This window comes from Actinomadura rugatobispora (genome assembly GCF_042656285.1).
Taxonomy (GTDB): domain Bacteria; phylum Actinomycetota; class Actinomycetes; order Streptosporangiales; family Streptosporangiaceae; genus Spirillospora; species Spirillospora rugatobispora.
The window spans coordinates 130,928-152,285 of record NZ_JBHSON010000046.1 but is presented as its reverse complement, the minus strand read 5'-3'; the positions used below and the strand labels follow the sequence as shown (position 1 = coordinate 152,285).

Annotated in this window: 19 protein-coding genes; 3 read left to right on the top strand and 16 right to left on the bottom strand. The window is 69.7% G+C overall.

The window, feature by feature from the left end; genetic code table 11:
• The first annotated feature begins 588 nt into the window (after nucleotides 1-588).
• The 3 genes from ACFPZN_RS30180 (at nucleotide 589) to ACFPZN_RS30170 (ending at nucleotide 1,774) form a co-directional block, all read left to right on the top strand.
• A complete protein-coding gene (locus ACFPZN_RS30180) occupies nucleotides 589-954 on the top strand; it encodes an Imm1 family immunity protein (protein ID WP_378285636.1) in 366 nt (121 codons plus the stop codon).
• Nucleotides 955-1,025: 71 nt separating this feature from the next.
• Nucleotides 1,026-1,343 (top strand): serine hydrolase family protein, encoded by a 318-nt coding sequence (locus ACFPZN_RS30175; RefSeq protein ID WP_378285635.1) that lies wholly within the window; start codon nucleotides 1,026-1,028, stop codon nucleotides 1,341-1,343.
• Nucleotides 1,319-1,774, top strand: a complete 456-nt coding sequence (locus ACFPZN_RS30170) for a serine hydrolase domain-containing protein (RefSeq protein ID WP_378285634.1) — start codon at nucleotides 1,319-1,321, stop codon at nucleotides 1,772-1,774. The genes ACFPZN_RS30175 and ACFPZN_RS30170 overlap by 25 nt, the downstream gene beginning before the upstream one ends.
• A gap of 270 nt (nucleotides 1,775-2,044) precedes the next feature.
• Here the strand turns inward: ACFPZN_RS30170 and ACFPZN_RS30165 are convergent, their stop codons facing one another.
• From ACFPZN_RS30165 to ACFPZN_RS30090, 16 genes are all read right to left on the bottom strand, one after another.
• The gene (locus ACFPZN_RS30165) at nucleotides 2,045-2,593 is read right to left on the bottom strand and encodes a DUF4240 domain-containing protein (RefSeq protein ID WP_378285633.1); all 549 of its coding nucleotides are present in this window, start codon (nucleotides 2,591-2,593) and stop codon (nucleotides 2,045-2,047) included.
• Between the two features lie 1,018 nt (nucleotides 2,594-3,611).
• The gene (locus tag ACFPZN_RS30160) at nucleotides 3,612-4,010 is read right to left on the bottom strand and encodes a hypothetical protein (RefSeq protein WP_378285632.1); all 399 of its coding nucleotides are present in this window, start codon (nucleotides 4,008-4,010) and stop codon (nucleotides 3,612-3,614) included.
• A gap of 96 nt (nucleotides 4,011-4,106) precedes the next feature.
• The gene (locus tag ACFPZN_RS30155; protein WP_378285640.1) at nucleotides 4,107-5,048 is read right to left on the bottom strand and encodes a GlxA family transcriptional regulator; all 942 of its coding nucleotides are present in this window, start codon (nucleotides 5,046-5,048) and stop codon (nucleotides 4,107-4,109) included.
• A 218-nt stretch (nucleotides 5,049-5,266) separates the two neighbouring features.
• Nucleotides 5,267-5,959 (bottom strand): ABC transporter ATP-binding protein, encoded by a 693-nt coding sequence (locus ACFPZN_RS30150; RefSeq protein WP_378285631.1) that lies wholly within the window; start codon nucleotides 5,957-5,959, stop codon nucleotides 5,267-5,269.
• Nucleotides 5,960-5,961: 2 nt separating this feature from the next.
• Nucleotides 5,962-8,679: an ABC transporter permease subunit gene (locus ACFPZN_RS30145; RefSeq protein WP_378285630.1), complete on the bottom strand. Its 2,718-nt coding sequence runs from the start codon at nucleotides 8,677-8,679 to the stop codon at nucleotides 5,962-5,964.
• Nucleotides 8,680-8,689: 10 nt separating this feature from the next.
• Nucleotides 8,690-9,877, bottom strand: a complete 1,188-nt coding sequence (locus ACFPZN_RS30140; RefSeq protein ID WP_378285629.1) for an ABC transporter substrate-binding protein — start codon at nucleotides 9,875-9,877, stop codon at nucleotides 8,690-8,692.
• A 284-nt stretch (nucleotides 9,878-10,161) separates the two neighbouring features.
• A complete protein-coding gene (locus ACFPZN_RS30135; RefSeq protein ID WP_378285628.1) occupies nucleotides 10,162-10,905 on the bottom strand; it encodes an SDR family NAD(P)-dependent oxidoreductase in 744 nt (247 codons plus the stop codon).
• Entirely contained in the window at nucleotides 10,902-11,729 is an 828-nt protein-coding gene (locus ACFPZN_RS30130) for a TauD/TfdA dioxygenase family protein (protein WP_378285627.1), read from the bottom strand. Before ACFPZN_RS30130 ends, ACFPZN_RS30135 begins: the two co-directional genes overlap by 4 nt.
• A 219-nt stretch (nucleotides 11,730-11,948) precedes the next feature.
• Nucleotides 11,949-12,524: a nuclear transport factor 2 family protein gene (locus tag ACFPZN_RS30125; protein WP_378285626.1), complete on the bottom strand. Its 576-nt coding sequence runs from the start codon at nucleotides 12,522-12,524 to the stop codon at nucleotides 11,949-11,951.
• Complete coding sequence (locus ACFPZN_RS30120; RefSeq protein WP_378285625.1) at nucleotides 12,514-13,407, bottom strand: SDR family NAD(P)-dependent oxidoreductase; 894 nt, start codon at nucleotides 13,405-13,407, stop codon at nucleotides 12,514-12,516. The genes ACFPZN_RS30125 and ACFPZN_RS30120 overlap by 11 nt, the downstream gene beginning before the upstream one ends.
• Nucleotides 13,404-13,940: a nuclear transport factor 2 family protein gene (locus ACFPZN_RS30115; protein ID WP_378285624.1), complete on the bottom strand. Its 537-nt coding sequence runs from the start codon at nucleotides 13,938-13,940 to the stop codon at nucleotides 13,404-13,406. Before ACFPZN_RS30115 ends, ACFPZN_RS30120 begins: the two co-directional genes overlap by 4 nt.
• Complete coding sequence (locus tag ACFPZN_RS30110; protein ID WP_378285623.1) at nucleotides 13,937-15,373, bottom strand: aldehyde dehydrogenase family protein; 1,437 nt, start codon at nucleotides 15,371-15,373, stop codon at nucleotides 13,937-13,939. Before ACFPZN_RS30110 ends, ACFPZN_RS30115 begins: the two co-directional genes overlap by 4 nt.
• A gap of 2 nt (nucleotides 15,374-15,375) precedes the next feature.
• Nucleotides 15,376-17,082 (bottom strand): thiamine pyrophosphate-binding protein, encoded by a 1,707-nt coding sequence (locus tag ACFPZN_RS30105; protein WP_378285622.1) that lies wholly within the window; start codon nucleotides 17,080-17,082, stop codon nucleotides 15,376-15,378.
• Entirely contained in the window at nucleotides 17,072-18,010 is a 939-nt protein-coding gene (locus ACFPZN_RS30100; RefSeq protein ID WP_378285621.1) for an SDR family NAD(P)-dependent oxidoreductase, read from the bottom strand. Before ACFPZN_RS30100 ends, ACFPZN_RS30105 begins: the two co-directional genes overlap by 11 nt.
• A complete protein-coding gene (locus ACFPZN_RS30095; RefSeq protein ID WP_378285620.1) occupies nucleotides 18,003-19,838 on the bottom strand; it encodes a flavin-containing monooxygenase in 1,836 nt (611 codons plus the stop codon). The genes ACFPZN_RS30100 and ACFPZN_RS30095 overlap by 8 nt, the downstream gene beginning before the upstream one ends.
• A gap of 84 nt (nucleotides 19,839-19,922) precedes the next feature.
• Complete coding sequence (locus ACFPZN_RS30090; protein WP_378285619.1) at nucleotides 19,923-21,299, bottom strand: aromatic ring-hydroxylating oxygenase subunit alpha; 1,377 nt, start codon at nucleotides 21,297-21,299, stop codon at nucleotides 19,923-19,925.
• Nucleotides 21,300-21,358: the final 59 nt, after the last annotated feature.

Sequence of the window (21,358 nt, the reverse complement as noted above, 5' to 3'; positions counted from 1 at the left end):
TACGCTGTGGCCAGCGGCCACCGCCCGGTTTTCGTTTGTCCTCACAAACAACGATGATCACGCGGTGGCCGTCCTGCTTCCAAACGCCCTTAACCAGCAAGATCGCGATCTACAGCTGGAGTATTAGGGTAACCGCTGTCCAGTCCCAGGAGATGCTTGACGTTTTGGTCCAGGCATGTTTGACGGATGCTCTAGGAATCATGGGGCGGCCTTGCGGGCGCGTGGGCCTTGATGCCGCGGGCCTTGCGCGGCGGCCGACGGCGCGGTCCGCGCCGGGAGCGGATCGCGGGCAGCGCCATGAACAACGGCTTGAACGTATCGACCGGATTGGGGCCGGTCAGTGTGCCCCCTTTTTCGCGCGGACGGCGGCGGCGTCCACGATCGCGGTGAACACTTCTCGGAAGAAACCGTGGTCATGGATCGAAAGATGTGCGGAACACGGGGATTCGATAATGACTGGAATCACAGTTGCCGCAGGTACATTGAGCACTTCTTGGCGCCCGGTCGCAAGTTGCATGTGGTGGACGGAGACGGCCACACAACGACATGCCCAGGAAAGGCCGACGGATCTTGACCTACCATGCAGGCGTGCCCACGGGCTACAATCAGGGCACGAATATCGCTTTGGACTCCGAGGAATCCTTGGAGCGGTTCATTTCGCTACTGGCGCGCCCTGGGTCGCCCGACGCCGTGATTCAGGGCGACGACGGAGAGGACGGCTTGCTCGTCGTCCATGTCGCCCATGGATTTGGTTACCTGGCATATTACGGTTCATCGATGTTCGGCCACAGCGTCGGCGAACCTGCCTCACCTGCGTTGGCAGCGGAGTCCGAGGCTGGATGGCCTGCCGGCAGCGGTGTCCCGCTGACGACGTTCCGCGCCACCCTGGTTGAGTTCATCCAGCTGCGAGGACAGGTACCGCAAGCGGTGCGGTGGCAACCTAAAGATCCCTAAAGGTCAAGGAAGGCGTGCGACCATCGGTCGCGCGCCCCATGGGCGAGCGCGTCAAGAAGGTCCCTTGCGGCATGTGCCAAGATGACGGGTGGGCAGTCCCCATCACCTGCCAGGACCACCCTCGGGAACGGGAACGCGTCGTCGGCGCCAACGACCGGTACATCGCGAAGCCGGCCGCCGAGGACAAGTTCTCCGGAGTGGTGCTGCTGTCGCACCGGGGCCGGACGGTGCTGTCGCGCAGCTACGGCATGGCCGACAAGGAGAAGGGGATCGGTAACCACGAAGGTGCCGCGTTCAACCTCTACGGCGGGCCGTTCCTCAGCCTGTCCATCGTGCAGCTGGCGCAGCGGGGCAAGGTGAAGCTGTGGGACACGGTGGCACCTACCTGACCGGTTTCGCCAAGGAGATCGCTGAGCAGGTGCGCATCCACCACCTGCTCATGGGCACCTCGGGGCTGTCCTTTCCGGAGCACGACCACCAACGCATCTTCCACAGCAAGCAGGAGCAGCACGAGTGCCACCGGCAGGCGAAGCTGGACGCGGCCCCCGGCGCGGGTTCGAAGAAACCCGGCTGGGGTGCGGAAGTCGTCGTGCAGATCGTCGAGGCCGTGACCGGCATGACAGCCCACATCGTCGAAGACCGGTGGGAGCTCGGGCGCGGCGGCCCCCACCCCGGCAGTTGCACCTACTGGAGCGTCTACCCGGACACCGGGTGGGTCGGCGTCGTCCTCGGCAATCACAACGACATACCGCTGGGGGAGATCGTCGGAAAGCAGTCGCAGGCCATCACCGGGGCTTCACCCGGCGACGGCGACGGCTGACGCGCGGCCACGGCATGGCCGACCCGAAGAAAGAGTCCCTGCCCGGGGCGGTTCACATTGCTCGGCGATTTCTCAGCTCTGCGAGCCATTGCCGCACCTGTTCGTCATCGCGCAGGAAGCCACCGCTCTCATACGTGGGGAGATCGATTCCGTAGAGACGGTTCAGTGCCCACCAGGAGAGGTCGTCCCAGACGATCCTGTCATCCAAGAGCCTCCCCGCCCGGCGGTCGGCACGGTGGAGGTCGAGTGGATCCGCCAGGCCAGTGTGACCTACTCGGAGGAGCCCAGGAACAGGGCCGCCAACCGAGGTAGCCGGCGGTGCATCTCGGCGGAGTCATCGAAGTCGAAGTCCTCACCCATGTCGTGCTCCCCAGACTGCTGCGGATGCCGCTGCTCCTGAGCTTCGAAGAGACCGTCGTTGCCTGTAATGCGTTCGTAGGCATGAGACGGGGCGTAGGTGAACTCCTCGTAGAAGATGTCCTCGCCGTCGTCTCCAGCCAAGGCGGATGTTTGAACGAGCGAGAGGGCTGCGAGGCCGTCCGGGTTGGTGAGGGCGATCTGGTAACTCTCACGCCCCCGGGCGATGATGCCTGCTCGGAAGTCCATGAAGGAGTCGTCGCTGCAGCCACCGCCGATCAGATAGGCGGCGGCCCAGACATCCCAGCGGTAGAGCGCCGCCTTGTGCTCGTCGTAATGCTGGCGATAGTCAACGACTACCTCGGCCGGCATGCCTGCCAGGACTGTTTCCAAGGCCTCATGGAGAGGGCCGCCCAGATCGCGGGCTCGTTCGATGATCGGCCAGAAGTCATCGTGATCCATGGTGGGATGGTGTCAGAGAAGACGGACCTGAGCTTGAGGAACTCGTCGATGAAGTCGATCACAGGGTTGAGTGTGGCGCAGTGATGGAGACGTCCGGCCGTCAGGGGCGTCGGGATCACCGATGCGGTGAGTCGTAGGGCTCGCGAGCCGAAGGTGCGCTGCTATTCGTTTCTGACTCGTGGAGGCCGTGGGTCCTGGCTATTGCGTGGGCGAGTGGCCTGGAGAGTTTGATGCTGGTCCGCAGGCTCTCGGTGGCTCTGCGGTCTGTTTCCCAGGCGTGGCCGAGGAGGGGCGCGAGACGTTGCGCCAGCTCGGCGGGGTCGGGGAGTTGCAGGAGGCACTGGGCGAGGTGGAAGATCGCCGCGCTGGTGAGGGCGTCTGGTGGTGCCACTGACCAGGGAAAGGTCACTTGACGTTTCCAGGAGCGTTCCGATCATTACGCGGATGAGTTCCGCGCCCAGGAACTGGTGATCTGTGCCGTTGGGGCAGGTGTGGTGGAGGAGCCGCTGGTGGCGGGGTTCATGCGAACACCGCGGGCAGATAACCAATGCCGCCGCCACGGGCCTCCGAGTTCGGTTTCCAGGGGCTTCCGGCACCGGCCAGGCACTGTCGCGAACCTCCTCGGCTGGTCTCGGAGTATCCATCGGTGTGTACCGACCAGCCGAGGAGGTTCGCGACGGTGGCCGGTCGGGTTCGGTGTGGTCGGGTAGTGGGTCCGGGCTGCGCGGGAGCGGCTGAGCCCAGACGGCCGCGACGCCGGTGTTTCCGAAGCACCGGTGCGACCGGAGGGGCAGCGGGTGCGGCGAGCCCCCGTTGCCGCCGCCCCCGCCATCGGTGCCCTGACCGGCCAGGGCCCGCGCCTCGGCCGGTCGGTAGACCGCGCGTCAGGTGCCACCCCTGCACGGTGCCCTCGCCGGCCTCCACCGCTCCTCGGCGCACGCCGTGACGGACCGATTCCGCCGCGCAAGGGCCGTGGCCTGGGCGAAGGGGCCGGGCCTGAGGCTCAAGGCGCATCCGGTTATGTCTCGACGCCCTGCCAGCCGCTTTCGTCGCCGATGTCCCCGTCCTCGATCTCCTGGACCCGGTAGGTGATCAGGTTCTTCTCGCCGTTGGAGAGCTTTTCGGCGAAGTCCTTGTTGCAGGTCACGGTGCCGTTGTTGGAGCCGTTGCCGTCCACGCAGTTGCCGGACCGCCCATCGGCGGTGTGCCACTTCACCCGGACGCCCCAGCCGTCCCAGCTGGTGTCCTTGACCCTGATGATGTCGCCGTACGACTGGTAGCAGCCCCAGCCGCCGCCGACGTAGAACTTCTTGCACGTCTTGGAGTCGGCGTTGGCCGGACCGGCCGCGAGCGAGACGGCGCCGACGGCCACTACAGCCGTCGCCGCACAGCGGGCGAGCTTGCCGAACCGGGTCATGTTTCCCCCGTTCTCGATGAACCGCCTGGATGACATCCGATTCTGGGAAACGAGGCCGATTGGCGCGAGAAGTGTTTTGGCCAAGGGCGATCGGTTTCAGGACAGCCTGTGTGAGAACGTGTTGCGGTAGTCGGTCATGGTGACTCCGAGCAGCCGCCGGAAGTGCGGGCGCAGCGCGGCGGCCGAGGAGAATCCGCACGACCGGGCGATCTCGTCGACCGGCAGATCACTGAGCTCCAGCAACTGCTGGGCCCGAATGACCCGTTGATGGGTCAGCCATCTCCCCGGCGCGGCTCCGGTGATCTCCCGGAACCGCCGGTCGTAGTTGCGCCTGCTCATATGCGCCCTTTCCGCCAGCAGGCTCACCGGCAGGGCGGTGTCGAGTCTGGTGTGCGCCCAGGCGATCGTCTCGACCACCGGATCATCGGTGTCGCCATCCGGGACCGGTGTCTCGATGAACTGCGCCTGCCCGCCTGGTCGGTGCGGTGCGACCACCATCGCCCTCGCCATCCGGTTGGCGGCCGAAGCTCCCATCATCGTCCGGACGAGGTGGAGACCGACGTCGATCCCCGCAGCGCCGCCGCCCGCGGTCAGCACGTCGCCGTCATCGATGTACAGGGCGGACGCGTCGACGCGAACCCTCGGGTACATTTCGGCCAGCCGGTCGGCGAGCGCCCAGTGCGTCGTCGCCGGGCGACCGTCCAGCAGACCGGCCGCCGCCAGGACGAACGTCCCGCTGCACAGCCCGGCGACGCGGGCACCCCGGCCATGCGCCGCGCGCAGTGCCTCCAGCGCGGGCTCGGGCGGATCCTCGGCCGAAGGTTGAGGCAGGTTCGGCACGACGACCAGATCGGCGACCCGGACCGCCTGCAGGTCGTAGGGGACCGCGCAGGTCAACCCACCGCCCGTGAGCGTCGAGCCCGGTTCGCCCGCGACGACCGCCACCTCCGCCCCGGGGAGGGCCCCGTAGTGGGAGGCGAGATCGAACACCCCGAACGCGAAGGACATGCTGGCCAGCAGAGCCCCGTCGAAGAGCATCACGACAATGCGCCGATTCTCCTCGTCCCAATCTCCAACGAAAGCCTTACGGAGAGATCCGGTGCTCACCAGCAGCCGCCTTCCCTGTGCCCGGAGGGATGGAGCCATGATGCCCACGGCCGTGCTGGATTGTCAGCGATCGGTCCGAAGGCCGGGCCGCCGAGCCATTGCCGCGAACGGATCGGGCGGAGATCCGTCCCGGCCGCGCTATTTGGGCGTCAGTCGATGCCCAGGTAGCGCTCGTAGATCTCGCCCGTGTCCAGTTCGCCCGCCTCGCCGGTGTGGACGACCTCGCCGCGGCTGAGGATGTAGACCGTGTTCGCCAGGGCGAGCGCCTTGTTGACGTACTGCTCCACGATGACCAGCGACATCCCCTCCTCCACGAGACGGGCCAGCGCGTCGTAGATCTTGTCCACGATCAGCGGCGCGAGGCCCAGTGATGCCTCGTCGACGACGACCAGTTTGGGGCGGGTCAGGTACGCCCTCGACAGGGCGAGCATCTGCTGCTCACCGCCGGACAGGCTCCCGGCGGTCTGGCGCAGCCGGTCGCCGAGGACCGGGAACAGCCGCGTCGCCTCCGCGATCGCCTCGTCCCGCTCCCGGCCGCGGGCCTGGATCGTGAGGTTCTCCTTCACGGTGAGGGACGGGAAGATGCCCCGGCCCTCGGGCAGGTGGCAGACGCCGCGCCTCGCGAACTCGTGCGGCGGCCTGCCGGTGACGTCGTCGCCGCGGAAGGCGATCCGGCCGGACCGCGGCTTGACGAACCCGGTGGCCGTACGGAGAAGCGTCGTCTTCCCCGCGCCGTTCGGGCCGAGGAGGGCCACGACATCGCCCTCGCCGACCGTGAAGCTCACGTCCCGCAGGACGGTCGACTCGCCGTAACCGGCGGTCACGGACTCAAGCGTCAGCATGCTCACTCACCTGCCAGTGCGACGGCGTCGCCGAGGTACGCGGCGCGCACCCGCTCCGAGGCGTGCATCTCCTCGGGCGTCCCCTCGAAGATGAGCGACCCGAAGTCGAGGACGTGGACGCGGTCGCAGACCTCGCGGACCAGCGTCATATCGTGTTCCACCAGTAGGATCCCGGTGCCCCGCTCCCGGACCACGGTCTTCAGGACCCGCCCGAACTCCTCGGTCTCGTAGGCGTCGAGCCCGGACGACGGCTCGTCCAGGAGCAGCAGGTCGAACGGCCCGGCCAGCGCCCGCGCCAGCTCCACCAGCCGCCGCTGCCCGATCGGCAGCAGGCCCGCCTGGACGTCGGCGATGCGGTCGGTCCCGGTGAGCGCCATCGCCTCCTCGGCGGCGTCCGCGACCAGCCGGGCGGCGTGCCGGGAGCCGGCGAGCTGGGCGAGGGGGTTGCCGCCGGCCAGCGCCGCCTCGCGGCCCATGGCGATGTTCTGCCGCACGGTCAGGCTGCCGAACAGCTCGGTGCGCTGGAACGTGCGGCCCAGGCCGCGCCTGGCCCGGCGGGCGGGGCTCGCGCGGGTGACGTCCGCGCCGTGCAGCAGGATCCGGCCCGAGGTGGGCGAGTTGAGGCCGCTGCACGCGTTGAACGTCGTCGTCTTGCCTGCGCCGTTCGGGCCGACCAGACCGGTGATCGCGCCGGGCGGAGCCGTCAGGCTCACGTTGTCGACCGCGGTGACGCCGCCGAAGCGGACGGTCAGGTCTCGGACCTCCAGCCCCTTCCCGGCGGGCTCCTCGCGTCGCACGGTGACGGGGGCACGGGGCGCCGGACGGGCCTCGCCCGTGGTGGCCGGGGCGGGGCGGCGGCCGCCCAGGCGGTCCAGGAAGTTCCGGACCGGTTCGGGCGTGCCGGCGGCACGGGTGGCGTACACGGCGGTGACGGCGCCCAGCCCGAAGAGCAGCTGCAGCACCGAGTTGGTCGTGGCCCCGCCGTGCAGGTAACCCGGAATGACCGAGTACGCGATCGCCGCGATGACCGCGTACCAGGGGCTGCCTACCGTGACCAGCAGGACCACGGCCACGATGAGGATGGAGTTGAACCATTCGAAGTAGGTGCCGATGCCGAACTGGTAGAGCATGCCCGTGAACGCGCCCGCCAGGGAGGCCAGGGCCGCCGAGAGGCAGAAGACGATCACCTTCAGGACGCTGGAGGTCGCCCCGTGCGTCTCCAGGGCCAGCGGCGAGTCCGCCATCGCCTCCAGCAGCCGGCCGAGGCGGCCGTGGCCGATCGCCACCACCAGCACCACCACCAGCAGCGCCGCGACGAGCAGGAGGTAGTAGAAGCCCTCGTCGGTGGAGAAGTCCAGGGAGCCGATCGTGAAGGTCGGGCGCGGCGCGGGGATCCCCATCGTGGAGTCCCCGAACATGAAGCCGCGGGTGTAGAAGACCTGCTGGGCCAGGATCCCGAAGCCGAGCGTCGCCAGCGCCAGGAACACCCCCGACACCCGCACCGCCGGGATCGCGATCAGCGCGCCGACGGGCACCGCCACCAGGGCCGCCAGCAGCAGCGCCGCCGCCCAGGGCATGCCCTCGACGGCGGCGAAGTGCGCGAACGCCGCCGCCCCCACCGCCGCGAACGCCATGTGGCACAGCGAGATCTGCCCGGACTGCCGGATGAGCAGCCCCAGCGACAGGAACAGGATGATGTGGACCAGGGCGGCGGACCAGACGGCGATCTGCGCGCCCTGGACCGCCGGCACGAGCGCGAGCAGGCCCACCGCGACCGCCCCCGCAGCCAGGCGCACCCGAGCCGGCGCGTGGTAGGGGCGGTACGCCTGCGCCTGGGCCACCAGGCGCCGCTGCACCAGCTTTCCGCGGGGCGTCACGATCAGCACGACGAAGAGGATCAGGAACGGCAGGCTCGGGGCCATCCCGCCGACCCAGTCGACGGTGGCCGCGTACTTGTCGACCATCGCCACCGCGACGCCGATGAGCAGCCCTCCGGCGAACGTCAGCGGCAGGCTGGAGAAGCGGCCGACCGCGGCGGCGCCGAAGGCGGCGAAGACCACGGTCGACAGCGTCACGCCGTCCAGCGGCTGCGCCGAGGCCAGCAGCAGCCCGGCGACCACGGAGAACATCGTCCCGAGGATCCACGCCCACCGGCGGACCCGCACCGGGTCGTCCCCGGACATCGACACCAGGTCGGGGTCGTCGACCACCCCGCGCATGACGATGCCGAAGCGCACCGACCGGAAGAACCAGAACAGCACCGCCGAGGCCGCCAGCGAGAAGGCGAACAGGACGATCTGCTCCCAGGTGACGTTGACGCCCAGCAGCCGCACCGTCGACTGCGGCAAAAAGGGCGCGAACGTCGGCGGGTTGTCGGGGTGCCACAGCGCCCCGAGGGCCGCGACGATCAGGATCATCCCGACCGTCGTGACCACCTTGATCGTCTCGTTGGCCCCGGCCAGCGACCTGGCGAGCAGTTCCAGCAGCAGGCCCATCGCCGGGGCGAGCACCCCCAGGCAGACCGCCGCCGCGATCGGCCAGGGGATGCCCAGGTCCGCCCGGAGGAAATGGAACAGGAAGGCGCTCAGCGCCGCCACCGCTCCGTAACCGAAGTTGAAGATGCCCGAGGTCTTGTACGTCAGCACCACCCCGAGCCCGGCCAGGCCGTACACCGCCCCCGTGGCGAGCCCCGCGACGATGAAGGGAAGGAATTCGTTCACTGGGGACCCCTCAGGAGGCGCAGGTGACCTTGCCGTCGTTGGCGACCATGGGCCTGCCGTTCTTCACCTGCGCGGTGAACCAGCAGTCGACCTTGTGCGGCTTGCCCGGCTCGAACGTCAGCGGCGGCGCCAGGCCGTCCACGGTGTAGTCCTTGAGCGACTCCAGGCCCTTCACGACCTGGGCCGCGGTCGGCTTCTCGCCCGCGGCGGCGCCGCTGTTCTTGATGGCCTGTTCGAGCAGCTTGGCCGAGACCCATCCCATGAACGCGTTGTGGATGAAGACGCCCGTGTTCTGCCGGACGCCGGGGTAGTGCTTGTCCATCGCGGTGTTGAAGGCCCGCACGGCCGGTGTGTCGGCGAAGAAGGGGAGGGTCGCGAACTGCATCCAGAGGTTCTGGCTCAGCCCGGGGGCGGAGGCCATGTTCATGCCGAAGGCCGCGCCCTGGGTGATGTAGATCGGGTTCCATCCCTGCCGGGCGCAGTCGGCGGCGACCTTGGCGGCGACGGCCGACGAGCTGCCGATGTAGAGCGCGCTGACGCCCTGCTGCCGGGCCGCGACGCACTGCGCCGTGTAGTTGGGCGCCGTCGAGGAGATCTTGGTGTTGTAGACCACCGGCACGCCCTGCGCCTTGCCGGTCGCCGCCAGCTTCGGGACGGACTCGGCGCACACGGGCGCCTCGGCGCAGTACATGAAGCCGAGGTTGGCGGCCCCCGCGCCCTTGGCGATGGAGACGACCGCCTTGTGGATCTGGCCGCCGGTCTGGCCCTCGGGGAAGAAGTACGGGTTCGTCTCGAACGGCTTGGTGTTGCTGAACACGCCGACGACCGGGACCTTCGCCTTCTCCACGGTGGACGCCCAGGTCTGGTCGATCATGGACATGTTGATGATGGCGGCCACCTTGTCCGCGACGAGCTTCTTGGCGGCGGTGAGCGCGGTGCCGGGGTTGAGGCCGTCGTCCTTGGCGACGATCTCGACCTGGCGCCCGTTGAGGCCCCCCGACGCGTTCACCGTCTTCGCCCAGGCCATGACGGCGCTCTGCACGGGCACGTTGAAGCCGGTCATGCCGGCCTTGCCCGAGCAGCTGCAGATGACCCCGATCTTGATCGTGTTCCCGGACGAGGTCTCCGACGAGCCTCCCGCCGAGGAGCACCCCGCGGTGACGGCCAGTGCGCACAGGGCGGCCGCGAATCTGCGCATGCTGATCATCTGATCGTTCTTCCTCTCGGGACCATCCCGGGCATGGCGCTCCGGCGGGGAGGCGGGCCGCGGGGATGAACGGCTCGCTGGCACGAGCCGGGGAGCGGCGGCGCGGCCGTTCCACGGCGATGCGCCGACTCGCCCAGGGCGGGGGGTGGGGGAGAGGCCGACCGAAGCGGGCGGCCGAAGAGGGAAGAGGTGCGGCGCGGGGCGCCGATGAAGTGCGGACCGGTCAGGCCCGGCCCGCGGTCGGGGCCGGCCCGGGTCAGGCCGGCCCGGCCGCGTCAGGTGTTGCGTCCGCCGTTGACGCCGATGATCTGGCCGGTGATGTAGCCGGCCTCCTCGCTCACGAGGAACGCGCAGGCGGCGGCGATGTCCTCGGGCTGCCCGATCCTTCCGACCGGGGTCTTCGCCACCTGCTGGTCGAGGTTGAACAGGCCGCCCTTCATGCTCTCGCGCAGCATGGGGGTGTCGATGAAACCGGGCGGGATCGTGTTGGCGGTGATGCCGTGCTTGCCGAACTCCAGCGCCAGGACCTTGGTCAGCCCGACCACGCCCGACTTGGACGCCACGTAGCCCGACAGTCCGACGCTTCCGCTGTGGACGCTCGACGAGGAGATGTTGACGATGCGTCCCCAGCCCTCCTCGACCATGCCGGGGAGCACCGACTGGCAGCAGTCGAACGTGCCCGTCAGGTTGACGGCCAGCAGCCGGTTCCAGGTCTCGGCGGACAGGTCGAGGAACGGGCCGTCGATGGTCACCCCGGCGCTGTTCACCAGGATCGTCGGCGTGCCCAGCCGGGTCCGCGTCTCCGCCACCCCGGCGTCGATGCCGGCGCGGTCGGTGACGTCGACGGCCAGGCCGACCGCCGTGCCGCCGTCCTTCTCGATGGCCGCGGCGGCGTCGCGGGCCGCGCCGCCGTTGCGGTCGAAGATCGCCACCTTGGCGCCGCCGGCCGCCAGCCGGCGGGCGATGGCGCCGCCGATGCCCGAGGCGCCGCCGGTGACGACGGCCGTGCGCGCGCTCACTTGATCGCCTCGTCCCCGGCCAGGGTGGTGCGGTGCATGCGGCGCGGCTTGGTCCGGTCGAACTCGCAGGCGCGGTGGACCAGGCCCCGGTTGTCCCAGATCACCAGGTCACCGATCGTCCAGCTGTGCCGGAGCACCTTGTCCGGGGTGGTGGCGCGCCGCGTGATCTCCGCGAGCAGCTCCTGGCTCTCGTCGACGCCCATCCCGACGAACTTCTCGATGGTCGGGCCGAACACCAGGGAGTGCCGTCCCGAACGGTGCTCCCACACCAGCGGATGCTCCCGCGCGGGCCGCCTCGCCCACTCCGCGCGCTGCTCCGGTGTCGGGTCGGGGTAGGACTTGCGCTGCACCGCCTCGAAGGTGTGGACCGCCCGCATCCCGGCGTAGCGCTCCTTCTCCTCGCCGGTGAGGGCGTCGTAGGCCGCGTAGGTGCTGGCGAACTCGGTCTCGCCGCCCGCCTCGGCGACCACGTGGGCGCTCAGCACGCCCGCCTTCGCCGGGATGTCGTCCAGGGAGCCGTCGATGTGCCAGTAGTCGTTGCTCGCGAAGTACTCGGCGTTGGGGTTGGACGGGTCGAAGCTGATCTCCATGACCTCGGGGATCCGGTACGACGGGAACCGGACCAGGTCGCCCAGCCTCCGGCAGAACGCCACCTGCGCCTCGTCGCCGGCGTGCAGCTCGCGGAACAGCAGCACGCCGTGCTCCTCGAGCGCGTCCAGGCACGCCTCCGGCAGGTCGTCGTCGTTCAGCAGCCGGTCGACGTCGACGTCCCGGACCTCCACTCCGACATGCTCGCTCAGTTTCTCCAGGGCGATCGCGGCCATCGGTCGCTCCTCCTCTCACCGGCCCCCGCGGCCGTTTCCGGCGCGGCGCGAACGGCGGCCGCCTTCCGGCGCGCCGACGTTTTCGCGGAGGGGGCCTGACACTTTGAATGCTCGGAATTCCAGCCCGGATTCTTCGGAACGGGCGAATTCTGGTTCTGCTGGCGGGTTATATCATGGAATCTATGCGGCGGTCGGAGGAATGTCAATATTTCGGCCGGTTCACTTTTCCTTTCCTGACGGTGAGGAAAGGGCGGGATTATTGGCCGCGCGCAGGTTGACCAGCGGGCGGCGGTACGAGGGGTCGTCCTTGTCGCGTGAGGGCGCGCCGTTTCCATGGACGTCCGGCACGTCCGCGAACGGCAGCGGCAGGGTCGGCAGCGCGCCCGACCATTCGATCGCGTTGGTGCGCATGGCGATCCGCCACGCGCCGCCGCGGAATTCCAGCCGGTCGATGTAGCGGCCCCCGGCGATCCAGTTGGACTCGTCGCGGTTGCGGCCGACGAAAAGGTAATAGGTCTCCGCGTGCGCGGTGTGCCCGCCGATCTCGCAGGTGTGGTTCAGCAGATCGTGCTGCGTCGCCACCTGGCCCTGCTCGTGCATGGCCGACGCCCAGTCGTACAGTTCCTTGGGGCCGCCGACGAAATCGCCGGCGGCGATGGTGGCGTCCGGGTGGAAGGCCGACAGGAACAGCTCCCGGTCGAAACGGTCCATTCCGCGGCTGAAGCGGACGAGGCAGTCGAGGATGTCCTGCCGGTCGAGCATCCGCTCCAGCCGGGCGGTGCGGTCAGCGTCCATGGCCTGCCTTCGTGATCGGGTCCCAGAGGGGCGAGCCGCGCTCGGCCCGCAGCGAGGGGATGACCTTGCCGTCGATGTCGGTGATGCCGTAGTCCCGGGCCACCTCGGCGGTGATGAACGTGCCGCCCGACCGCCGCATGATCTCCGGGTCGGCGGCGAGCGCGGCGATCACCCGGCCGGGGAACTCCGGGCTGCAGCCGACCGCGGGCTTGGTGACCGTCTGCTCCTTCATCGACGGGTCGCGGGCGAGGTTGCGGTTCGCCCGCTCGGTGAAGGTCAGCCCCTGCCACAGCGACAGCGACGCGACGGAGTACGGCTCCAGCTCGATCGCCATGTCACGTGCCATCCGGTCGACCGCCGACTTGCACGTCCCGAAGACCACGCCGTAGGTGTAGGTCACCCCGACGTAGCCGGAGACGGCGACGATCAGGCCGGACCCGCGCGGGGTCATGAGCTTCGCGGCGTGGTGGGCCGCCACGAAGTTGGACCGCACGCCGACGTCCACCATCTCCCAGTTGGACAGCGGCTTCTCCCAGAACGGCCGCGGCTCGGTGAGGTCCTCGGGCAGCGAGAAGGCGTTGTTGACCAGGATGTCGAGCCGTCCCCGCTCCCGCTCCACCCGGGCGAACAGCGCCGCGACCTGCTCGTCGTCGGCGTGGTCGACCTGGACGGCGACGCCCTCGCCGCCCCGGCGGCCCACCTCCTCGGCGGTCTCGCCCACCGTGCCGGGCAGGGGGTGGGAGCCGGGCGCGACCGTGCGCCCGGTGACGTAGACGGTGGCCCCCTCGGCGCCGAGCGCCAGCGCGATCCCCTTGCCGATCCCGCGGCTGGCGCCCGTCACCACGGCGACCTTGCCCGTCAGCGAACCCGTGCTCGACGTCACGTCCGCCCTCCGAAGAAGGCCGTGCTGTGGTCGCCGACGGCCCGGCCCGTGTAGTGGTCCCCGCTGAACGGGGCGCCCATCACGCCCTTCGACCAGTCGGCCGACAGGCCGAAGTCCTGCTGCCAGTCGTAGAGCATCGTGCGCCGCGCGATCCGCCAGCCGCCGTCCCGCTTCTCGGCCCGGTCGAGGTAGCGGCCGCCGATGACGGCGTCGCGCTCCTCCTCGCCCGTGTCGATCCGGTGGTACGACAGCACCTGGGTCTCCACCAGCGCGGTGCCGTCCAGCAGCTTGATCACGCTCTGCCCCAGGAAGTGCTGCGTCACCGGTATCGCCGGCGAGCCGGGCACCACCCAGTCCAGGTACGCGTCCAGGTCGCCCTGGAAGAGGCCGTAGTCGACGGTCGCCTCCGGCCAGAACGCCGCCCTGATCAGGCCGGCGTCGCGGCGGTCCTCGCCACGGGCCAGGAGGGCGACGCACTCGCGGATCCGCTCGCGGTCGAGCAGGCCGGCCAGCTCCTCGGTGAGGCCGCTCACGAGGCGGCTTCGTCGGGCGCGTACCCGAGGACGCCCTTGATCTCCAGGTAGTCGTGGAAGCCGAACTCGCCCCACTCCCGCCCGTTGCCGCTCTTCTTGTAGCCGCCGAACGGCGCCAGGAAGTCGAACCCGTCGTTGATCGCGACCGAGCCCGCCCGGATCCGCCGCGCCACCGCGCGGGCCTGCTCCAGGTCCGCGCCCGCGACGAAGCCGGCCAGGCCGTACTCGGTGTCGTTGGCGATCTCGATGGCGTCGTCGAGATCGTCGTAGCCGAGGATCGTGGCGACCGGCCCGAAGATCTCCTCGCGGGCGATGGTCATGTCGTTGGTGACGTCGGCGAAGACGGTCGGCTTGACGTAGTAGCCCTTCTCCAGGCCGTCCGGGCGGCCGGTGCCGCCGGCGACCAGCCTGGCGCCCTCGTCGATGCCCTTCTGGATCAGTCCCTGGACCCGCTCGAACTGGTCCTTGGCGACCACCGGGCCGATCACGACGTCGCCGTTGGGGTCGCCCACGGTGACCTCGGACGCGGCCTTCCGGGCGGCCTCGACGGCCTCCTCCATGCGGGCGCGGGGCACCAGCATGCGGGACGGCGCGCTGCAGGTCTGCCCGGAGTTGCCCATCATGCTGGCGACGCCCTTGCCGACGTTCTCGGCGAACGCGTCGTCGTCCAGGATGATGTTCGGGCTCTTGCCGCCCAGCTCCTGCGCGACCCGCTTGACACCGGGCGCGGCGTTCTTCGCGACCTCGACGCCCGCACGGGTGGAGCCGGTGAAGGAGACCATGTCGACGTCCGGGTGGGAGGCCAGCGGCACGCCCACCCCGGGGCCGTCGCCCTGGACGAGGTTGAACACCCCGGCGGGCACGCCCGCCGCGTCCAGGATCTCGGCGAAGATCTGCCCGGTGAACGGCGACCGTTCCGACGGCTTGAGCACCATCGTGCAGCCGGTCGCCAGCGCCGGGAACACCTTCACGGCGATCAGGTTCATGGGCCAGTTCCACGGCGTGATCAGGCCGCAGACGCCGATCGGCTCCTTGACGACGAGGCTGGCGCCGCGCCGCTCCTCGAACGCGAACTCCTTGAGCACCTCGATCGCCGTGGACAGCTGCCCGACGCCGAGCTGCACCTGGAAGCCGCCGGCGAGCGAGGCCGGCGCGCCCATCTCCTCGGTGAGCGCGGCGGCGAGGTCGGCGGACCGCTTCTGGTACGCCTCCAGGATGTTCTGGAGCAGGTCGATCCGGTCCTGCTTGCTGCTGGCCGACCAGCCGGCGAAGGCGCCGCGGGCGGCGGCGACCGCCCGGTCGACGTCGGCGGCCGAGCCGACGGCGACCTTGCCCGCGACCTCCTCGGTCGCGGGGTTGACGATGTCCAGGGTCCGGAGCTCCGCCGGGTCGGTCCACTGGCCGCCGATGTAGAACTTCAGGTATTCGCGCATGCCTACTGCTGTCCTTCCGCGTACCAGGTCCGGAACTTGTCGTAACTCGGCATCTCCTCCGAGTTGGCCTTCGGGTCGACCGCGACGTGGATGACGGCGGTCTTGCCGCTGGCGTAGGCGCGCTTGACGGCGGGGGCGATGTCCTCGTCGCGCTCGACGTACTCGCCGTGGCAGCCGAAGCCCTCGGCGACCTTGTCCAGGCGCGTCTCCGTGCTCCAGTGCACGCCGGTCTCCCGCGACCCCTGGCCGAAGGTGCGCTTGTAGACGCCCACCTCCAGGCCCCAGGCGTAGTCGACGCCGACGACGCAGACCAGGGGCAGGTTCAGGCGCGCGGCCGTCTCCAGCTCGGCGATGTGGAACTGGAAGGACGAGTCACCGGTGATCAGCATCAGGGGCCGGTTCCCGCCGTCGGCCACGCCGGCGCCGACGGCGTAGGGCAGGCCCGTGCCCAGGTGGCCGAAGTTCTGGTTCCAGATCACGTCGTGCGGCTTGGCCTGCGAGTACGTCCAGCCGAAGATCGTGGTGGCGCCGCCGTCGCGGATCATGATGCCGTTGGCGGGGAACTCCTTGGTCGCCTCGACGATCAGCCGCGCCGGATGCACCGGCGACCCGCCCGAGGGCGCCGTCTCGGCCAGCTCCGCCAGCCGCGCCGCGTCCTCCCTGATCCAGCCCTCGAACTCGGGGGTCGGGGTGCGCGGGGTGTCCTTGAGCGCCTCGGTCAGCTGCGGGACGATTGCGCGCAGGTCGCCCACCAGCGGCACGTCGATCGGCCGGTTCACGCCGATGGCCTGGGGGTCCTGCTCAACGAGGATCCAGGTGCGGTTCGCCTCGTTCTCCACCCAGTGGAAGTTGCGCCCGAAGTGGACAGGCTCGCCCAGCTCGGTGCCGATGGCCAGGCACAGGTCGGACTTCACCACCGCGTCGGTCGCCGCGTCGGAGAAGGCGTACTGGAAGGTGCGGTCCTCCAGGCCCTCGATGTAGGAGGTGCCGCCGGAGGTCTGGATGACCGGGCAGGCCATCAGCTCGGCCAGCGCCCGGACCGAAGCGCCCGCGCGGGAGGTGTGGACGCCGTGCCCGACCAGCAGGATCGGCTGCTCGGCGGCACGGATGGCCGCCGCCGCCTCCGCGATCTTGTCGGCTCCGGCGGTCTGGCCGACCAGGCGGTACCGCTCGGGCGGCAGCGGCTCCGGGACGTCCAGCTCCTCCAGGATCACGTGCGAGGGGTACTCGATGTAGGCCGGGCCGGGCGTCCCCGACAGCGCCTTGCGCAGCGCCTCCCGGACGATCTCGTCGGTCTGCTCGGCGTACTCGATGCTGGCGGCGTACTTGACCGAATCCTCCACCAGCGGGGTCTGCTGGACGAACTGGATGCGGCCGCGGCGGACCCGCTGCTCGGTGATCCGGGCCCGCTGCCCGCCCAGGAAGATGACCGGCGAGTTCTCCACCAGGGCGCACTGCACGGCGGGCGCCATGTTGGCCATGCCGGGGCCCAGCGTGCCGATGCAGACCGCCGCCTTGCCGGTCATGCGCGAGACCGCCTCCGCCATGAACCCGGCGGACGCCTCGTGGTGGGGCGCCACCACGTTCCAGCCGCGCTCCTCGGCGAGATGGAACATGTGCACGAAGTTCGGATCGGGGATCCCGAAGATCGTGTTGATGCCCTCGGCCTCGAAGAGCTGCAGAATGCGCTCGTAGACCTTAACCGGCATTGTCGGTTCCCTTCGTGGCCATGGCGAAACTGTTGCGGATGTGGTCGACGTGCGCCGACGGGACGGGCGGCAGGACCCACGGGTCGCTCGTGTCGCGGATCCCGGCCAGCTGCTCGCCGACCTCCGCGATCGTCCAGGACGGCCGGTACACGCCGGGGGACTCGGCGACGAACGCCCGCGCCACCCGTCCCGCGATCGACACGAGCATCTCCCCGGTGATCGAGCAGGACTCGTGCGCCAGCCAGCCCACCACCGGGGCCACCAGCTCCGGGCCCATGGGCGGGTAGGCCGAGATGTCGATGCCCTCGGCCATCCGCGTCACGGCGGCCGGGACGATGACGTTGCACTTCACGCCGTGCTCGGCGCCCTCCAGGGCGGCGACGTTGGACAGCCCGATCACGCCCGCCTTGGCGACGCCGTAGTTGGCGACCCCGTGGTTGCCGTACAGGCCGCCGATCGAGGAGGTCAGGACGACGCGGCCGTACCCCGCCTCGCACATCAGGGGGAAGGCGGGCCGGACGACGTGGAAGGCGCCGCGCAGGTGGACGTCCACGACGGCCTCGAAGTCCTCGTAGGACAGCTCGCGCAGGGACCCCGCGCGGACGTTCCCGGCGTTGTGGACGAGGACGTCGATCCGCCCGTAGTGGTCGAGCGCGGTCTGGACGATCGCCTGACCGCCCTCGGGCGTCGCCACCGACTCGGTGCAGGCGACGGCCTCGCCCCCGGCCGCCTTGATCTCCCGGACCACCTCGTCGGCGGGCCCGGCGTCGTCGCCGTCGCCGCGCAGGGCGCCGCCCGGGTCGTTGACGACGACCTTGGCGCCCTTCGAGCCGAGCAGCAGCGCGTAGGCGCGCCCGAGCCCCCGGCCGGCGCCGGTGATGACGGCCACCCGGCCGTCGAACCTGAGGTCGGTCGCGGGGTCAGTCATCGGACGCCCCGTCCAGGGCGAGGCCCTTCAGCTCGCCCGTGTCGCGCCATGCCTGGAGCAGGTCCTCCAGGACGTAGAAGCCGCCCCAGAAGGGATCGCCCAGGAACGACCGGCCGTTGGGCTCGCCCTCGGCGTTGTAGTACCCGGGCGTGCACTCCCGGACGAAGTTGCTGTTGTCGACCGAGTTCTCCCTGATGGTCGCGATCCACCCCTCCTCGGCCTCGGCGGTGGGCTCCACCAGCGTGGCGCCGCGCCCCACGGCCTCCTTGAGGATGTAGGCGATGTGGTCGGCCTGCTGCTCGAACATCAGCGTCGTGGACGCGGTCACCCCGCCCTGGATGAACCCCGTGAAGAACAGGTTGGGGAACCCGTGCGCCGTGGTGCCGTGCAGGGTGCGGAACCCCTTGCCCCAGTGCTCGTAGATGGACTTGCCCCCGCGGCCCGCGAACGGCTTGATGTTGTACTGGGCGTCGAGGGAGCCCGTGATCTCGAAGCCGCTGGCGAAGATGATGCAGTCGACCTCGTACTCGACCCCGCCGGCGACGAGGCCCTTCTCGGTGATGCGCTCGACGCCCTTGGTCTCCGACACGTCGATGAGGGTGACGTTGGGGCGGTTGAAGGCGGGCAGGTAGTTGTCGCTGAACCCGGGTCGCTTGCACAGGAAGCGGTAGTAGGGCTTCAGCGTCTCCGCCGTCTTCCCGTCCTCGACGATCTCGTCGATCCGGGCGCGGTTCGCCTCCATCACCCGGTAGTCCTCGTCCTCCTTGAGGGCCATGAACTTCTCGGGCGTCAGCTCGGCCCAGCCGTTGGTGGCGTCCAGGTGCGCGGCCACGTTGCGGGAGACCTCGGTCCAGGCGTCGCAGATGAGGTCGGGCTCGCCCGGGGAGTAGAACGCGTACGCCGCGTTGTGGAAGTTGCGCTGCCGCTCCGCGCGCCAGCCGGGCCGCAGCGTCTTCACCCACTCGGGGTCGGTCTTCGCGTTGCCGCGCACGTGGATGTACGACGGCGTCCGCTGGAAGACGTAGAGCTGCTGGGCGGACGCGGCCAGGTGCGGGATGGCCCCGATGCCGCTCGCGCCGGTGCCGATGATGGCGACCCGCTTGTCGGCGAGCTTGTCCAGTCCGCCGTGCAGGTCTCCGCCGGTGTACTCGTAGTCCCAGCGCGCGGTGTGGAAGGTGTGGCCCTGGAAGTCCTTGATGCCGGGGATGCCGGGCAGTTTCGGCCGGTTGTACGGGCCCTGGCACATGACGATGTGCCGGGCGCGGATGTCGTCGCCCCGGTTGGTGGTGATCCGCCAGCGCCGGATCCCCTCGTCCCACTCCAGCGAGCGGATCAGCGTGTGGAAGATCGCCTTCTCGTAGAGGCCGAAGTGCTTGCCGATGCGCTGCGCGTGCTCGTAGCACTCGTCCCCGTAGGAGAACTTCTCCTTCGGCATGTAGCCGGTCTCTTCGAGCAGCGGGAGGTAGCAGTAGCTGTCGGAGTCGATCTGGATGCCGGGATAGCGGTTCCAGTACCAGACGCCGCCGAAGTCGCCGCCCAGCTCGATGATCCGGAAGTCGTCGACACCGGCCGTGTGCAGGCGGTGGGCCGTGATCAGCCCCGCGAAGCCGCCACCGAGGATCGCCACCTCGATCTCGTCCGAGATCGGCTGCCGCGGCACGACCGGCAGGTGCGGATCGCCCTCGTAGAACTCCGCGAAGTCGTCCTCGGCCTCCAGGTACTGCTTCTGCCCCTCGGGGCGCAGGCGCTTGTCGCGCTCGGCCAGGTACTTGGCCCTCAGGGCTTCCTTGTCGACCTCGGGCGGCTGTGTAGGTTCGCACTTCTGCATGCAAAGTCCTCGGATCGGGGCGGTCTAAGGTCCTGCAGGCCCGTCCGGGCCCGGGGCGACGGGCCTGGACGGGCCTGCAGGAGGTCAGGCGAGGTCGCGCGGCGCACCGGTGCCCATGTACTTGGACAGGTTCCGGTGCAGGTTCACGGTGGAGCGCTCGCGGTAGGGGTTGGGCTTGGTGCCCGAGAAGCCCTGCGTCTTCATGCCTTGCTGGACCGCCGCCATGTTGGAGAAGTCCTGCGGCAGGACGGTCCGCCAGTCCGGGTCGTCCTGCGGCGTGTAGAGCCACTCGGTCTCCGGCTCCTGGCCCTCCGGGTAGAGCTGGTAGACGGCGGCCTCGAAGATGCACTTGTCGGGGTCGTAGCCGTAGGGGCGGGCGCCGTAGCACAGCATGTTGTTCTGGCCGTGCCCGATCTGGAAGTTGGGGAAGATCTGCCAGGCGGTGCCGCTCTTGGCGACGGCCTCGGGGGCGACGGTCGGCCAGTCCACGCCGCGCTCGGCGTCCTCGCGCCGGGCCGTCTCCAGCCAGTACTTCGCCACCTGGTCGGGCGGCGTGCCCTCCGGCAGCTCCTTGACCAGCCGGTTGGCGACGTCCACGAGCGTCTCGGTGGTGTTGGTGTTCGCGTTCTCCCAGATGAAGTTCTGCATCTCGGCCGTCGACACGCGGGCGTCGACGCCGCCGCCGATCCGCAGCTTGCCCTGGTTCTCCTCCAGGCCCTTGGGCGCCTCGAACCCGATGTTGCTGTGCCGGCCCTGGGCCCTGGACCACCCGAGGAAGCTCCCGAAGGGGATGAACTCCGGGTGGGTGTAGGGCACGTGGTAGGTCTCGTTGAACGCCTCGAGCGCGACCTTCCAGTTGCAGTCGAAGACCAGCCAGCGGCGCCACCGGTAGCGGAACCGCTCCAGCTGGAAGGGTTCGAGCAGCGTGGCCGCCGGCTCCAGGTAGTCCCGGAGCGGCTCGGACTCCGGGTCCATGTTGATGAAGATCCAGCCGCCCCAGGTGTCGACCTTGACCTCGCGCAGCCGGATCTTGTCGTCGGTCAGGACGCCCTGCCAGTCCTCGCGCTCGGGCACGTGGGTGCACCGGCCCTCGATGTCGTACCGCCAGCCGTGGAAGCCGCAGACGAACTGCCGGCCGCGGCCGCGGGCGTTGCGGGCGCGCGGCGGGGTGTCGACGAGCCGGCGGCCGCGGTGCGAGCACACGTTGTAGTACGCGCGGATCTTGTTCGGAGCGGTGCGCATGACGATGATCGAGTCGTCGAGGATCTCGTAGGTGATCCAGCTGCCGACCTCGGCGATCTCCTCGACCCGGCCGACCTGCTGCCACACCTTTCTCCACAGCCTGTCGCGCTCGGCCCGGGCGTAGTCCTCGGAGAGGTACGCCTCCACGCCGATCGTGAACGGCTCCGACAGCGCTTCGGCCGTCGCGGTTCCCTGGACGTCTTCGAGGGTTTCGCTCATGACATTTCTCCATCCCGCGTCGGGAGGTCGTCGGTACGGGGGCGGTCGCCGTGTGCGTG

Coding starts and splice junctions, on each gene's coding strand:
- ACFPZN_RS30155 (WP_378285640.1), bottom strand. CDS start 5,048: ATGCTCTTCGACGGGGCTCTGCTGGCCAGCATGTCCTTCGCGTTCGGG.
- ACFPZN_RS30110 (WP_378285623.1), bottom strand. CDS start 15,373: ATGCGCGAATACCTGAAGTTCTACATCGGCGGCCAGTGGACCGACCCG.
- ACFPZN_RS30160 (WP_378285632.1), bottom strand. CDS start 4,010: ATGACCCGGTTCGGCAAGCTCGCCCGCTGTGCGGCGACGGCTGTAGTG.
- ACFPZN_RS30130 (WP_378285627.1), bottom strand. CDS start 11,729: ATGGCCGCGATCGCCCTGGAGAAACTGAGCGAGCATGTCGGAGTGGAG.
- ACFPZN_RS30175 (WP_378285635.1), top strand. CDS start 1,026: ATGTGCCAAGATGACGGGTGGGCAGTCCCCATCACCTGCCAGGACCAC.
- ACFPZN_RS30100 (WP_378285621.1), bottom strand. CDS start 18,010: ATGACTGACCCCGCGACCGACCTCAGGTTCGACGGCCGGGTGGCCGTC.
- ACFPZN_RS30105 (WP_378285622.1), bottom strand. CDS start 17,082: ATGCCGGTTAAGGTCTACGAGCGCATTCTGCAGCTCTTCGAGGCCGAG.
- ACFPZN_RS30095 (WP_378285620.1), bottom strand. CDS start 19,838: ATGCAGAAGTGCGAACCTACACAGCCGCCCGAGGTCGACAAGGAAGCC.
- ACFPZN_RS30150 (WP_378285631.1), bottom strand. CDS start 5,959: ATGCTGACGCTTGAGTCCGTGACCGCCGGTTACGGCGAGTCGACCGTC.
- ACFPZN_RS30165 (WP_378285633.1), bottom strand. CDS start 2,593: ATGGATCACGATGACTTCTGGCCGATCATCGAACGAGCCCGCGATCTG.
- ACFPZN_RS30090 (WP_378285619.1), bottom strand. CDS start 21,299: ATGAGCGAAACCCTCGAAGACGTCCAGGGAACCGCGACGGCCGAAGCG.
- ACFPZN_RS30125 (WP_378285626.1), bottom strand. CDS start 12,524: ATGGACGCTGACCGCACCGCCCGGCTGGAGCGGATGCTCGACCGGCAG.
- ACFPZN_RS30140 (WP_378285629.1), bottom strand. CDS start 9,877: ATGCGCAGATTCGCGGCCGCCCTGTGCGCACTGGCCGTCACCGCGGGG.